The sequence below is a fragment of the Paenibacillus sp. FSL R7-0273 genome (assembly GCF_000758625.1).
Lineage (GTDB): Bacteria > Bacillota > Bacilli > Paenibacillales > Paenibacillaceae > Paenibacillus_AQ.
The window spans coordinates 4,426,399-4,439,696 of sequence record NZ_CP009283.1 but is presented as its reverse complement, the minus strand read 5'-3'; the positions used below and the strand labels follow the sequence as shown (position 1 = coordinate 4,439,696).

Annotated in this window: 12 protein-coding genes; all 12 read left to right on the top strand. The window is 50.4% G+C overall.

Going from position 1 to position 13,298, the window contains the following annotated elements:
• Positions 1 to 133 precede the first annotated feature (133 nt).
• Positions 134 to 1,252, top strand: a complete 1,119-nt coding sequence (gene dprA / locus R70723_RS18915; RefSeq protein WP_039874305.1) for a DNA-processing protein DprA — start codon at positions 134 to 136, stop codon at positions 1,250 to 1,252.
• Positions 1,253 to 1,341: 89 nt separating this feature from the next.
• Entirely contained in the window at positions 1,342 to 3,438 is a 2,097-nt protein-coding gene (gene topA / locus R70723_RS18910; RefSeq protein WP_039874304.1) for a type I DNA topoisomerase, read from the top strand.
• A gap of 26 nt (positions 3,439 to 3,464) precedes the next feature.
• Entirely contained in the window at positions 3,465 to 4,823 is a 1,359-nt protein-coding gene (gene trmFO / locus R70723_RS18905; protein WP_039874303.1) for an FADH(2)-oxidizing methylenetetrahydrofolate--tRNA-(uracil(54)-C(5))-methyltransferase TrmFO, read from the top strand.
• 120 nt (positions 4,824 to 4,943) lie between these two features.
• Positions 4,944 to 5,486 carry an ATP-dependent protease subunit HslV gene (gene hslV / locus R70723_RS18900; protein WP_039874302.1) on the top strand — a complete coding sequence of 181 codons (543 nt, stop codon included), beginning with the start codon at positions 4,944 to 4,946 and terminating at the stop codon, positions 5,484 to 5,486.
• A gap of 33 nt (positions 5,487 to 5,519) precedes the next feature.
• Complete coding sequence (hslU, locus tag R70723_RS18895; protein WP_039874301.1) at positions 5,520 to 6,920, top strand: ATP-dependent protease ATPase subunit HslU; 1,401 nt, start codon at positions 5,520 to 5,522, stop codon at positions 6,918 to 6,920.
• A gap of 380 nt (positions 6,921 to 7,300) precedes the next feature.
• Positions 7,301 to 7,708: a flagellar basal body rod protein FlgB gene (gene flgB / locus R70723_RS18890; protein ID WP_039874299.1), complete on the top strand. Its 408-nt coding sequence runs from the start codon at positions 7,301 to 7,303 to the stop codon at positions 7,706 to 7,708.
• Between the two features lie 6 nt (positions 7,709 to 7,714).
• A complete protein-coding gene (flgC, locus tag R70723_RS18885; RefSeq protein ID WP_039874297.1) occupies positions 7,715 to 8,167 on the top strand; it encodes a flagellar basal body rod protein FlgC in 453 nt (150 codons plus the stop codon).
• A gap of 29 nt (positions 8,168 to 8,196) precedes the next feature.
• A complete protein-coding gene (gene fliE / locus R70723_RS18880; protein WP_039874295.1) occupies positions 8,197 to 8,505 on the top strand; it encodes a flagellar hook-basal body complex protein FliE in 309 nt (102 codons plus the stop codon).
• A 34-nt stretch (positions 8,506 to 8,539) separates the two neighbouring features.
• Positions 8,540 to 10,129: a flagellar basal-body MS-ring/collar protein FliF gene (gene fliF, locus R70723_RS18875; protein WP_039874293.1), complete on the top strand. Its 1,590-nt coding sequence runs from the start codon at positions 8,540 to 8,542 to the stop codon at positions 10,127 to 10,129.
• A 4-nt stretch (positions 10,130 to 10,133) separates the two neighbouring features.
• A complete protein-coding gene (fliG, locus tag R70723_RS18870; RefSeq protein ID WP_039874291.1) occupies positions 10,134 to 11,150 on the top strand; it encodes a flagellar motor switch protein FliG in 1,017 nt (338 codons plus the stop codon).
• Positions 11,143 to 11,991, top strand: coding sequence for a FliH/SctL family protein (locus tag R70723_RS18865; RefSeq protein WP_039874288.1), 849 nt, complete (start codon positions 11,143 to 11,145; stop codon positions 11,989 to 11,991). Before fliG ends, R70723_RS18865 begins: the two co-directional genes overlap by 8 nt.
• Positions 11,984 to 13,297, top strand: coding sequence for a flagellar protein export ATPase FliI (gene fliI / locus R70723_RS18860; protein WP_039878987.1), 1,314 nt, complete (start codon positions 11,984 to 11,986; stop codon positions 13,295 to 13,297). Before R70723_RS18865 ends, fliI begins: the two co-directional genes overlap by 8 nt.
• Position 13,298: the final 1 nt, after the last annotated feature.

Genomic DNA, 13,298 nt, shown 5'->3' with positions numbered 1-13,298 from the left:
ATTCCTGTGCGCAGGGTAAAGGGTTGCTTTTTTGCGTTCAATTCAGCTGTTGCTGTGACCGCGCTTGCATTTTTATCCGCATTATCACAAAATAGGGAAGGCTGGCCCTTCCCGTCAAAGGGAGAGCGTACATATGGACACACGTGATTTGTTATTCGGGCTGAATGAAGTGGAGGGGATTGGCTGGAAAAGCATCGACAAAATCCGCCGGGCGGGACTTTTGTCGGATCGTGCGTTTGGTTGCCATGCGGAAGAGTGGCAGCAGGTCGGATTAAGCGCGAAAATGTCACAGCGGCTAACCGAAGAATTTGACGCCGGATGGGTCGAAAGGCGCCGTCTTTTAATGGAAGAAAGCGGCGCGGCGATGGTTACCATTCTAGATGAGGAATATCCTCCTATGCTGAAAGAAGCGGCTGAGCCGCCATGGGTGCTGTATTACCGCGGTTCTCTGAAGCTTGCGTCACAGCCTGCGGTCGCCATGGTGGGGACACGGGTGCCGACAGCCTATGGGCGTAAAATCGGGGAAATACTTGCGGAGCAGCTCTGCCGTGCCGGCTTTGCTGTGGTCAGCGGACTGGCCCGCGGCATCGACAGCGTCTGCCATGAGGCTGCTCTGGCCAGCGGCGGGAGAACGATTGCAGTGGTTGCTACAGGGCTCGACACTGTCTATCCGCCTGAGAACCGTGAGCTGGAGCGGGAAATTTCACGCAAAGGTCTTGTCCTGAGCGAATATCCGCTGGGCACCAAAAGCCATCCGGGACTGTTTCCGCAGCGAAACCGGATTATTGCCGGACTGACGCTCGGGACGGTGGTTGTCGAGGCGGATTCCCGCAGCGGCTCGCTCATAACCGCCGATGCAGCCCTTGAGGCCGGAAGGGACGTGTTTGCCGTTCCCGGACCGGTTACCTCCCCGAAGAGCAGAGGCGCGCTGGATCTGATCAAGCAAGGGGCAAAGCTAGTAACCTGTGCTGAAGATATTATTGAGGAATACATAGCTTTTTTACCGGCAAATACAGAAAAAGCGGGAGAAAACAGATGCCAGGATACCTGTTCTGATGACAGGCTCACCGAAAAGAAATTGACAAGTGAGGAGTCTCACCTATACCATATACTGCATCAAGGCCCGTTTACACTGGATGAGCTGCTCTCCAGAACAAGCTGGGATTTTGGACATTTGCATTCAGTTCTGTTATCTTTAATCATAAAAAAAGCGGTAACACAATTGCCGGGTGCAATTTATAAGGTAATTTAATATAGAAGGAACAGAATTTGAGCATAGTCTATCAGTACTTTAAGACGGATTGGCGGCAATGCTCACATCACTTTTAGGAGGATCAATCTATGGCGGATACATTAGTCATTGTCGAATCGCCTGCCAAAGCGAAGACAATCGGCAAATATTTAGGCAGTAAATATATTGTAAAGGCGTCTATGGGGCATATCAGAGATTTGCCGAAGAGTCAGATTGGCGTAGAGGTGGAGAATGACTTCAGTCCCAAGTACATCACGATCCGCGGTAAGGGTTCAATTCTGAAGGAACTTAAAGACGCCAGAAAAAAAGTGAAAAAAGTTTATCTGGCGGCTGACCCGGACCGCGAAGGGGAAGCAATTGCCTGGCATCTGGCGCATGCGCTGGATCTGGATAACACCGAGGAGTGCCGGGTTGTTTTTAACGAAATTACGAAGCAGGCGGTCAAGGATGCCTTCAAGACTCCGCGCAAAATCAATATGGATCTGGTTAATGCGCAGCAGGCCCGGCGTATTCTGGACCGGCTGGTAGGCTATAAGATCAGCCCTTTATTATGGAAGAAAGTCAAAAAGGGCCTGTCAGCCGGCCGGGTGCAATCGGTTGCGGTTAAAATCATAATGGACCGTGAGAATGAAATTTCGGCATTTGTCCCGACTGAATACTGGAGCATCACTGCGAAGCTGGGTATCAAGGGCACTGATTTTGAAGCGAAGTTTCATAAGCTGAACGGCGCGAAAAAAGAGCTGGGTAAGGAAAGTGACGTCCAGGAGGTTCTGGAGGTTATCAAGAATGCGGACTTCAGAGTAGCCGAGGTAAAGGAAAAGGAAAGACAGCGTCATCCTTCCGCACCGTTTACAACAAGCTCGCTTCAGCAGGAGGCTGCCCGTAAGCTTGGCTTCCGCGCTGCCAAAACGATGTCCGTGGCCCAGCAATTGTATGAAGGCGTTGAGCTAGGCAAAGAGGGTACAGTCGGTCTGATCACCTACATGCGTACTGACTCAACACGTATTTCCACAACGGCCCAGGATGAGGCGAAAGAACTGATTCTGGGTAAGTATGGTGAAAAATTCATTCCCGAAACGCCCCGCCAGTATTCCAAAAAAGCAGCAGGGGCGCAGGATGCGCATGAAGCGATCCGCCCGACCTCTGCACTGCGGGAGCCTGAACTCGTCAAGGAATACATGAGCCGGGATCAATTCCGCCTGTATAAGCTGATTTGGGAGCGCTTCGTCTCCAGTCAGATGTCCTCGGCCCTTCTCGATACCCTCTCGGTAGATATTACTGCGGGAACAGCCATATTCCGGGCTGTAGGCTCCAAGGTATCCTTCCCCGGCTTTATGAAGGTTTATGTGGAAGGCAACGATGACGGAACGACGGATGAGGAGAAATTCCTTCCGCCGCTGAAGGCTGGCGACGAGCTCGACAAGCAGGCCATTGAACCTAAGCAGCACTTTACCCAGCCGCCGCCGCGTTACACGGAAGCACGCCTGGTCAAAACGATGGAAGAGCTGGGCATAGGCCGTCCGAGTACGTATGCCCCTACACTGGAAACAATCCAGAAACGCGGCTATGTGGCGATCGAAGAGAAAAAATTCATGCCGACAGAGCTGGGCGAGCTGATTATAGAGCAAATGGAGCAATTCTTCCCGGAAATCCTTGATGTGGAGTTCACTGCTCACATGGAGGGGGACCTTGACCACGTCGAGGAAGGGGCAGAGGATTGGGTCAGAGTGTTGGCCGGATTCTACGAATCCTTTGAGAAGCGGCTGGAGTTTGCCGAGGAAGAAATGAAGGAAATTGAAATTGAAGATGAAGTATCGGATGAGCTCTGCGAGAAATGCGGCAAACCTATGGTGTATAAGCTTGGCCGGTTCGGCAAGTTCCTGGCCTGCTCCGGCTTCCCGGACTGCCGTAATACCAAGCCGATTGTAAAGGACATTGGGGTTACCTGTCCTAAGTGTAACGAAGGCAAGGTCGTGGAGCGCCGCAGTAAAAAAGGACGGGTGTTCTATGGGTGTGACCAGTACCCTGGCTGTGATTTTGTTTCCTGGGACCGTCCGTCCATTAAACCATGTCCTGCTTGCGGATCGTGGATGGTGGAAAAGCGCAACAAGCAAGGAACCAAGCTGCAATGCACTTCCTGTGATCACACGGAAGCAGTGCTTGAAAGCGATGAATTAGCAGAATAACAGACCGTTAGCAGGAGGAACAGAACTTGAAAGACACAGCAAAAGTAACAGTAATCGGCGCGGGCCTTGCCGGCAGTGAGGCTGCCTGGCAGATTGCCTCAAGCGGGGTTCCGGTCAGACTATATGAAATGAGACCGGTGGTTAAAACACCGGCGCACCATACCGACCAGTTTGCCGAGCTGGTATGCAGCAATTCGCTGCGGGCGAACGGGCTTGGCAATGCAGTAGGTGTACTGAAGGAGGAAATGCGGCGTCTTAACTCGCTGGTACTCGGAGCAGCCGACCGTCATGCGGTCCCGGCCGGCGGTGCGCTGGCAGTTGACCGTGACGGGTTCTCGGGAGAGATCACCCGTACGCTGCACGACCATCCGCTCGTGGAGGTTATAAATGAAGAGCTGACGCAGCTGCCTGAGGAAGGGATTGTCGTAATTGCCACCGGTCCCTTGACCTCCCCGGCTCTTTCTTCCGAGATCAAGGCACTGCTTGGGGAAGAGTACTTCTACTTCTATGATGCGGCAGCTCCAATTGTTGAGAAGGACAGCATTGATATGAGTAAGGTATATCTGGCTTCCCGGTACGATAAGGGAGAAGCAGCCTATTTAAACTGTCCGATGAATGAAGAGGAGTTTGAACGGTTTTATGATGCGCTTATTACAGCTGAAACTGCAGCATTAAAGGATTTTGAGAAGGAAATTTATTTCGAAGGCTGCATGCCGATTGAAATCATGATGAAGCGCGGCAAACAGACAGCGCTGTTCGGACCGATGAAACCGGTTGGACTCGTTAACCCCCATACAGGCAAGCTGCCTTATGCAGTTGTTCAGCTGCGCCAGGATAATGCCGCAGGCACACTGTACAATCTGGTAGGCTTCCAGACCCATCTGAAATGGGGCGAGCAAAAACGCGTATTCTCAATGATTCCGGGCCTGGAGAATGCTGAATATGTCCGTTACGGCGTAATGCACCGCAACACCTTTATTAATTCTCCTAAGCTGCTTCATCCTACCTACCAGATGAAGGGTCACGAAAGGCTGTTCTTCGCGGGACAGATGACGGGCGTTGAAGGCTATGTGGAATCCGCCGCATCCGGTATGATTGCCGGAATTAATGCAGCCAGAGCCGCTCAGGGTCAAGAGGGACTAGTCTTTCCTGAGGATAGTGTGCTGGGCAGCATGCCAGCCTATATCACTTCTGCTGATCCGAAGCACTTCCAGCCGATGAATGCCAACTTCGGGCTGCTGCCGAAGCTGCCGAATAAAATCCGCAACAAAAAAGAAAAAAATGAGCTACTTGCCCACCGGGCACTGGATAGCCTGGCTGACTTTGCAAGCCGGACAGGCCTGGAATATAAAGAAACCGTGACAGTGGAGCAGGACCAGTCATAATTTGAAGTTTGCGCAGCATAAGCTTATGATTTATAGAGGATGAACTTAAGGATGCCAGGACCTTCATTCTTAAGTTCATTTGCGTTTAGAAGTGAGTTTATTCAAGGAGGTTGCCAAATTATGTTACCCAGCTTTCATGCAACTACCATCTGTGCCGTGAGACATAACGGCCATGCCGCGATCGCAGGCGACGGCCAGGTCACTTTCGGTGAAAGTGTAATTATGAAGACGACTGCCAAAAAGGTGCGCCGGCTGTACAGAGGACAAGTTATCGCCGGCTTTGCGGGTTCCGTAGCCGATGCCATTACCCTGTTTGAGAAGTTTGAGGGCAAGCTGGAGGAGCATCATGGCAACCTGCAGCGTTCAGCGGTTGAGCTCGCAAAGGATTGGCGGCAGGACCGCATTCTGCGCAAGCTGGAGGCGCTTATGATCGTCATGGACAAGGAAGGCATGCTGCTTATTTCCGGTAACGGAGAGATTATTGAGCCGGATGATGATGTGCTCGCCATCGGTTCAGGGGGGAACTTTGCCCTGGCATCAGGACGGGCGCTTAAGCGCCATGCACCAAATCTGAGTGCAGCTGAGATTGCGAGGGAAGCGCTTCAGATCGCATCCGAGATTTGTGTATATACCAATTCCAATATTATCGTTGAACAATTGTAGGCACGGTGCCACAGAAAGAGGGAGGAAGTCGTAATGGTGAATCAATCGCTCACACCACGCCAGATCGTCGCTGAACTTGATAAATATATCGTAGGCCAGAAGCAGGCTAAGAAATCGGTGGCTGTTGCCCTGCGCAACCGTTACCGCCGCAGCAAGCTGAGTGATGAGCTGCGCGATGAAATTGTTCCTAAAAACATCCTGATGATCGGACCTACCGGTGTCGGCAAAACCGAGATTGCCCGCCGGCTGGCCAAGCTGGTCAATGCCCCGTTCATTAAGGTAGAGGCTACTAAGTTCACCGAGGTAGGTTATGTGGGCCGCGACGTGGAATCTATGGTCCGGGATCTGGTTGAAACCTCCATCCGGATGGTCAAGCTTGAACGGACGGAGAAGGTGAAGGACCGTGCCGAAGAGCTGGCTAACGAACGGATCGTCTCGATTCTGGCTCCTTCATCCTCGAAGAACAAATCCCAGCGCAACCCGTTCGAAATGATCTTCGGCGGGAATAACGCGGGACCGGAAGACACAAAGGATGAGCCGGAGGACGGAAGCCTGAGCGAACGCCGCCGCGGGATCAAGTTTAAGCTGCTTGCAGGCCAGCTGGAGGAGGACATTATTGAGATAGATGTGGAGGATACCTCACCAACGATGCTCGATATGTTTGCCGGCCAGGGAAATGACCAGATGGGCATGAATATGCAGGAGATGTTTGGTAATCTGCTGCCTAAGCGTACGAAAAAACGCAAGCTGCCAATTAAGGAAGCACGCAAGGTGCTGATTCAGGATGAGGCTGCCAAGCTGATTGACATGGATGATGTGATCCAGGAATCGGTTGCCCGGGCAGAGCAGTCCGGTATTATTTTTATCGATGAAATTGATAAGGTAGCCAGCCAGGGTAAGGGATCAGGACCTGATGTCTCCCGTGAAGGCGTGCAAAGGGATATACTGCCTATCGTCGAGGGCTCTACAGTAATGACCAAATACGGTCCTGTGAAGACAGACTACGTGCTGTTCATTGCAGCCGGGGCATTTCATATCGCCAAGCCCTCTGACCTCATTCCGGAGCTGCAGGGCCGCTTTCCGATCCGTGTGGAGCTGAGCAGTCTTACACTCGATGATTTTGTATCCATCCTGACCGAGCCGCAGAATGCACTTACCAAGCAATATGTTAATCTGCTTAAGACAGAGAATATTGAAATCCAGTTCAAGGATGAGGCGATTCAGGAGATTGCCAGAATTGCTGCTTCTGTTAACCAGAACATGGAGAACATCGGTGCGCGGCGTCTGCATACAATCCTGGAAAAGCTGCTGGAGGACCTTTCTTTTGAAGCGCCTGAGCTGACACTGGAGACTATGGTGATTACACCGGAGTATGTTCGCGAAAAACTGGCAGGAATCGCGCAGGACCGCGATTTGAGTCAATATATTCTATAAAGAAGTTAATAATTGCTTTTACTTTAAATTTAGGTATATTGAATTAGTGACTTGCATAAAAGTCGAGAAAAAGAGTTAAAACGTGCAATATATTGACAAATGAAGGCATTTCATGGCATAAAAATGGCAAATAATTGAAAAAGCATGCTTTAAGCCCTCTCTTTTCTGAAAAGATAGGGCTTATTTCTTATTGTAATAATATACAAATTCTACGAGAATCAATGTAGATGAGATTGCTTATAGAACTTTCCATCGACAGCTTTCGACTGCTTGGAGGATAAAAATAGTAAGAAATTTAGCTTTTTTTGTCGAAACAAGCAGGGATTCGCGAGAAGTTGTGGAATTCTTTTCATTATGATAGCTTTGGAAGGGGGATTTCCATGGGTTTGCTGAACAGTGTCAGTTTTCAGAGATTACAGGGAGGCCTTGCTGCCGCCACTAAACGACAAAGTGTCCTGGCCAACAACATCGCTAATGCGGACACACCGGGATTTAAACGCTCAGATGTTTCATTTGAAAGTTTACTTGCCGGGCAGGAGAATGGATTGAAGCCGACACTTGGTGCGAAGATAACTGATTCTCGCCACTTCCAATTCGGGTACGTTTCCGCTGTACCATCTGCTGTCGTGAGTACAGATGCATCAATATCGATGAATAACAACGACAATAATGTGGATATGGACCGCGAGATGGCGCTCAGCGCCGAGAACCAGCTAAGATACAACTCGTATATCGAACAGTTAAACAGTCAGATTACTATGATGCGTACAGTTGTGCAGGGAGGGTAATATATAGTGAACTTTGGTAGCAGCTTTGGAATCAGTGCCTCTGCCTTGACTGCGCAGCGGCTTCGGATGGACGTGATTTCCTCTAACATTGCAAACGCTGAAACGACCAGGGCTTCGGTAGTTGACGGTAAGGCTGTTCCGTATAAGCGCAAGCTTGTCGTGCTTGGAACCGAGCAGAACAACAGCTTTTCCAATATTCTGAATTCCAAGATGAATGGCGGCAGCGGGACCGAGGGTGTGAAGGTGCAGTCTATTATTGAGGATGCTTCGCCTTTGAAGCCCGTCTATAATCCGAGCCATCCGGATGCGGATGCAGAAGGATATGTCTTTATGCCTAACGTCGATCTGACTAAAGAGATGGTAGACATGCTGTCTGCCTCCCGTTCTTATGAAGCTAATGTAACGATGCTTAATGCATCCAAGGCTATGGTAAGCAAAGCGCTCGAGATAGGGAAGTAGGCTTAAAAGAATTTTTAGGAGGGTAATCATTGATACAGAACCTTATGATTGGAACACAGACTGTCCAGCCCCTTGCCATGAAATCCGCAACAGCACAGACGGGTGAAGCGGCCGGTTCCGGTCAAAGCTTTGGAACATTTCTGGAAGACGCTTTGAATCAGGTGGCTGCCCAGGAGCAGCAGGCAAAGGACATGAATAACAAATTTATTCTGGGAGAAGTCAATATCGATGAAGCGATGATTTCTTCACAACAGGCATTACTGAGTTTGCAGCTGACTACACAAGTCCGGAACAAAGTGATTGAAGCCTATCAGGAAATTATGAGAACTCAGATCTAAATAATCCTAGCTTAGTTTCGGATGGGGTGACACTGTGAATGAAAGATTTGCCCAATACAAAGAGAAAGTAAACGAGTATTGGAACAGATTTAGCGGTAAACAAAAAATATTATTTTTCTCTACTCTCTCTATCATTATCGTAATAATCGTAGTTTTGACGGTGCAGCTTTCGAAGACGGAATATGAAGTGGCATTTCGGGATTTGGACAGTACTGACTCCGCCGGAGTTATGGCCTACCTGGATTCTGCGGGAATTCCTTACCAGCTGAGTCCGGATGGCAGAAGCATTTCAGTTCCAAGCACCCAGGCTAACCGTATTAAGGTGGATATCGGATCTCAGGGGATTGTTCAGGAGGGCTCAATCGGATACAAGGTTTTTGATGAATCCTCATCTATGATTGGTACAACAGACAGCGAGTTTGATGTTAAATACAATAACGCGCTGAACGGTGAGATTGAGCAGCTGATGAGACGGATGCAGGGAATTAAGGATGTTAAAGTATTAATTACTCTCCCGAAAGAAACTGTTTTTGCGGCCCAGGAAGGCCAAGAGCAGGCTTATGCGTCCATTGTGCTTTCTTTTGATCCGGGTTTCAGGCCGACACAGGATAATATCGATGGATACTTTAATTTAGTTAAGACCGGTGTCCCGAATTTACCTGTTGATAACATCACGATCACCAGTAACGAGACTGAATTAATGCCTTCAGCCAGAGGCGGACAAGCCGGAATATCCAGCCAGGTGGAAGAGAACTTTGCCCTTCAAAAGAAATTTGAAGACGAAGTCAAAAAGAATGTAAAACAATTTCTCAGTACGCTGACAGGCCCTGATAAAGTGGATGTTCTGGTATTCTCCAAACTCAACTTTGACAAGGAAAACCGTACGGAAAACCTAGTCACGCCTGTGGATACGGAAAATATCCGGGGAATCGAGATAAGCTCACAGATTATCAGCAATACCTATTCGGGTGAGAGTAACGGCACTGGTGGAGTTGCAGGTACAGGGTCGGAAGATGTCGCAGGTTATCCTTCGGGGGCGGATACAGGCACCACTACTTCTGAGGAATCTTCGGAGACCAGAAACTTTGAAGTGAACCGTATTACTAAGGATATTATTGCAAGCCCATATACTGTTAAAGATTTAACCATTAATGTCGCGGTTGAACCACCTGCCGGACAAGAAACTTTGGATGAGGCTACCTCGGACGCAATTCAGAATATTCTGGTTAATATTGTGGGCGCGTCACTTGCAGATTCAGGAGTTGCTTATACTGACGAGGAATTGGACAATAAAGTCTTTGTTTACTCGCAGCAATTTGGAAGTAGTACGGCTGCAGCAAGCGCGGGCGGGCTGCCGACATGGATGATCTGGGCAATTGGAGCAGCGGCGCTGCTAGTCGGTGCCGGCGGAGGCTTCTTGATCTACCGGAGCCGCAAGAATAAGCAAGAGGAAGAAGTGGAAGAAGACATTCCGCTACAGGTTCCTACTGAATTCCCGTCCATTAACTTGGAGAGCGTGACGAATGAAAGTCAGGTTCGCAAGCAACTGGAAAGCCTGGCGAAGAAGAAGCCGGATGAATTCGTAAACCTGCTGCGTACATGGCTTGCAGACGAACAGAGGTGAACTAATGGCAAAAGCTAGCCAGCAGGGTCTCAGCGGCCGCCAAAAGGCGGCGATCCTGCTTATCACACTAGGGCCCGAGGTATCGGCGCAAATATTCAAACATCTACGAGACGAAGAAATTGAACAGCTCACTCTGGAAATAGCCAATGTCCGCAAGGTGGACAGCATGGAAAAAGAGTCGATTATGTCCGAGTTTCATCAAATCTGTCTCGCACAGGAATATATCTCCCAGGGCGGTATCAACTACGCTAAGGAAATTCTTGAAAAGGCGCTTGGTTCAGCCAAGGCGCTTGAGGTCATCAACCGCCTGACGGCGACTTTGCAGGTCAGACCCTTTGACTTTGCACGTAAGGCTGATCCTAACCAAATTCTGAATTTCATTCAAAATGAGAATGTTCAGACGATCGCCCTGGTCTTGTCCTATCTTCAATTTGAACAGGCAGCCACCATTCTGTCCTCATTGCCTCAGGAGAAGCAGGCAGAGGTGGCGAGAAGAATTGCGATTATGGACAGTACCTCGCCGGAGGTTGTTACCCAAATCGAGCGGGTACTGGAACAAAAGCTGTCGGCAACTGTGACTCAGGATTACACGAATGCCGGCGGTATCGAATCTATCGTACAGATTCTGAACGGCGTGGACCGGGGAACAGAGCGGACCATTCTCGATTCACTGGAAATTCAGGATCCGGAGCTGGCCGAAGAGATCAAAAAGCGGATGTTCGTATTCGAAGATATCGTCAACGTCGACAACCGTTCGATCCAGCGTATCATCAAGGATATCGAAAACGCCGATCTGCAGCTGGCACTCAAGGTGGCAAGCGAAGAGGTGCGGGATGTTATTTTCCGCAATATGTCCAAACGGATGGCCGAAACCTTCCGCGAGGAAATGGAATATATGGGTCCAGTGCGGCTGCGTGATGTTGAGGAAGCCCAGACACGCATTGTAGGCACGATCCGCAGACTGGAAGAATCCGGTGAAATTATCATCGCCCGTGGCGGAGGAGATGACATAATTGTCTAAGCTGATCAAACACTCCCAATATGTTCCGGTAGATGTGCTTAAACGGCTGGAACAGGCCAGACAGAATGCTGGAATTGCCGAGGCCTCAGTTGTGGAGGAGCCGGCAAGCGTGGTTCATTATCACGACCCGGCCCGTGAAGAGGCAGAGCAGAGCCGCAGGCAGATGCTGAAGGACGCTCAGGATTTTGCTGAAGAACAGGTGCGCAGTGCATCGCTGGAAGCTGAAAATATTGTGGAATCGGCACGGACAGAAGCGGAAGAATGGTGGCGCCAGCGCCGGGAACAGGACGAGCATTTGATAGAAGGAGTCAAATCCGAAGCGTTTCAGCAAGGCTATCAGGAAGGTCTTACACAGGCAGAGCATGATATGGCCATACGAATGAATGAGATGATGGAAGAGGCGCGTATGGTGCTGCAGGAGGCATACAAGGCGCGCGACGTCATTATTCAGGAAGCAGAGCCTTTCCTGGTGGAGCTAAGCTGCTCTATTGCCGAGAAGATAGTAGACAAGCAGCTGACGGTAGAGCCGCAATTCGCCATGGATCTGATCCGCAAAAATCTGGCGCGCAAACGGGAGCAGGGACTGATCTCCCTGTGTGTCTCTCCTTCTCAGTTTGCCTTTGTCAATGCGGCCCGGGAAGAGCTTGCGCTTGCTGTAGATTCACAAGCCGAGCTTCAGATACTGCCTGATTCCACAGTGAAGGATATGGGGTGTGTCATCCGTTCCTCCTTCGGCAGCATTGATGCACGGATTGACACCCAGCTTGGAGAAATCAAAAAATCGCTCGTGAGAATCGCACTGGACACTGAGGAGCACAGAAATGGGGAAGCCGATGCTTGACAGTGGGCGGTATAAAGAACATTTGCGGAATTTTGATCCGGTCAGAATCAACGGGAAGGTCACCCAGGTTATCGGACTGATGGTGGAGTCGGAGGGTCCGGATGCCAGCATCGGTGATGTGTGTTATATCTACCCTGCCAAAGGCAACAAACCCCTTCAGGCAGAGGTGGTGGGTTTTCGGGACAATAAGGTGCTGCTGATGCCGCTTGGCGAGCTGCAGGCCATCGGGCCGGGCTGCGATGTGGTTGGCACCGGTAAACCGTTGAGCGTCCAGGTAGGCTCTGAGCTGCTGGGCAAGGTGCTTGACGGGCTTGGCCAGCCGCTTGACGGCTCGCTGATTCCGGCACGGATGCCGCATAGCTCCACCTTCAATATTCCATCCAATCCGCTAACGCGTCCGCGTGTGCATGAACCGATCAGCATCGGCGTCAGAGCAATCGATGGCTTGCTGACTATTGGCAAAGGCCAGCGGGTAGGTATTTTTGCCGGCTCAGGGGTAGGAAAGAGTACGCTGATGGGGATGATTGCCCGGAATACCGCAGCTGATGTCAATGTCATTGCATTGGTCGGGGAACGCGGAAGAGAAGTCCTTGACTTTATTGAGCGTGATCTGGGTCCTGAAGGGCTGCAGCGGTCGGTTGTAGTGGTCGCCACATCTGACCAGCCCGCCCTGATCCGGATTAAGGGAGCGCTGATTGCTACCACCATTGCTGAATATTTCCGGGACCGCGGCCTCAACGTTATGCTAATGATGGACTCGGTTACGCGTTACGCGATGGCCCAGCGGGAGGTCGGACTTGCGGTCGGCGAACCGCCGGCTATGAGAGGCTATACGCCTTCTGTATTCGCTAGTCTTCCTAAACTGCTGGAGCGGGCAGGGACCGGCCCTACGGGCTCTATAACAGCCTTTTACACCGTGCTCGTCGACGGTGATGATATGAATGAGCCGATCGCTGATGCCGTGCGGGGAATTCTGGACGGGCACATTGTCCTTAACCGAAGTATCGCCAATAAAGGACATTTTCCGGCTATCGACGTTCTGTCAAGCATCAGCCGGGTGATGAAGGATATCGCACCTGAGGAGCAAATTGCCGCGGCTGAGAATGTAAAGCGGCTGATGGCTGTGTATAAGGATTCTGAAGACTTAATCAATATCGGGGCCTACCAGCGGGGCTCCAACGCCCAGATTGACGAGTCCATGCACTATATCGACAGCATCTGGGAATTCACCAAACAGAAGGTGAATGAGAAGGTTACTTTGTCCGAGGTTCAACAGTCTCTAATTTCACAGTTCTCAAGGAGTTGAT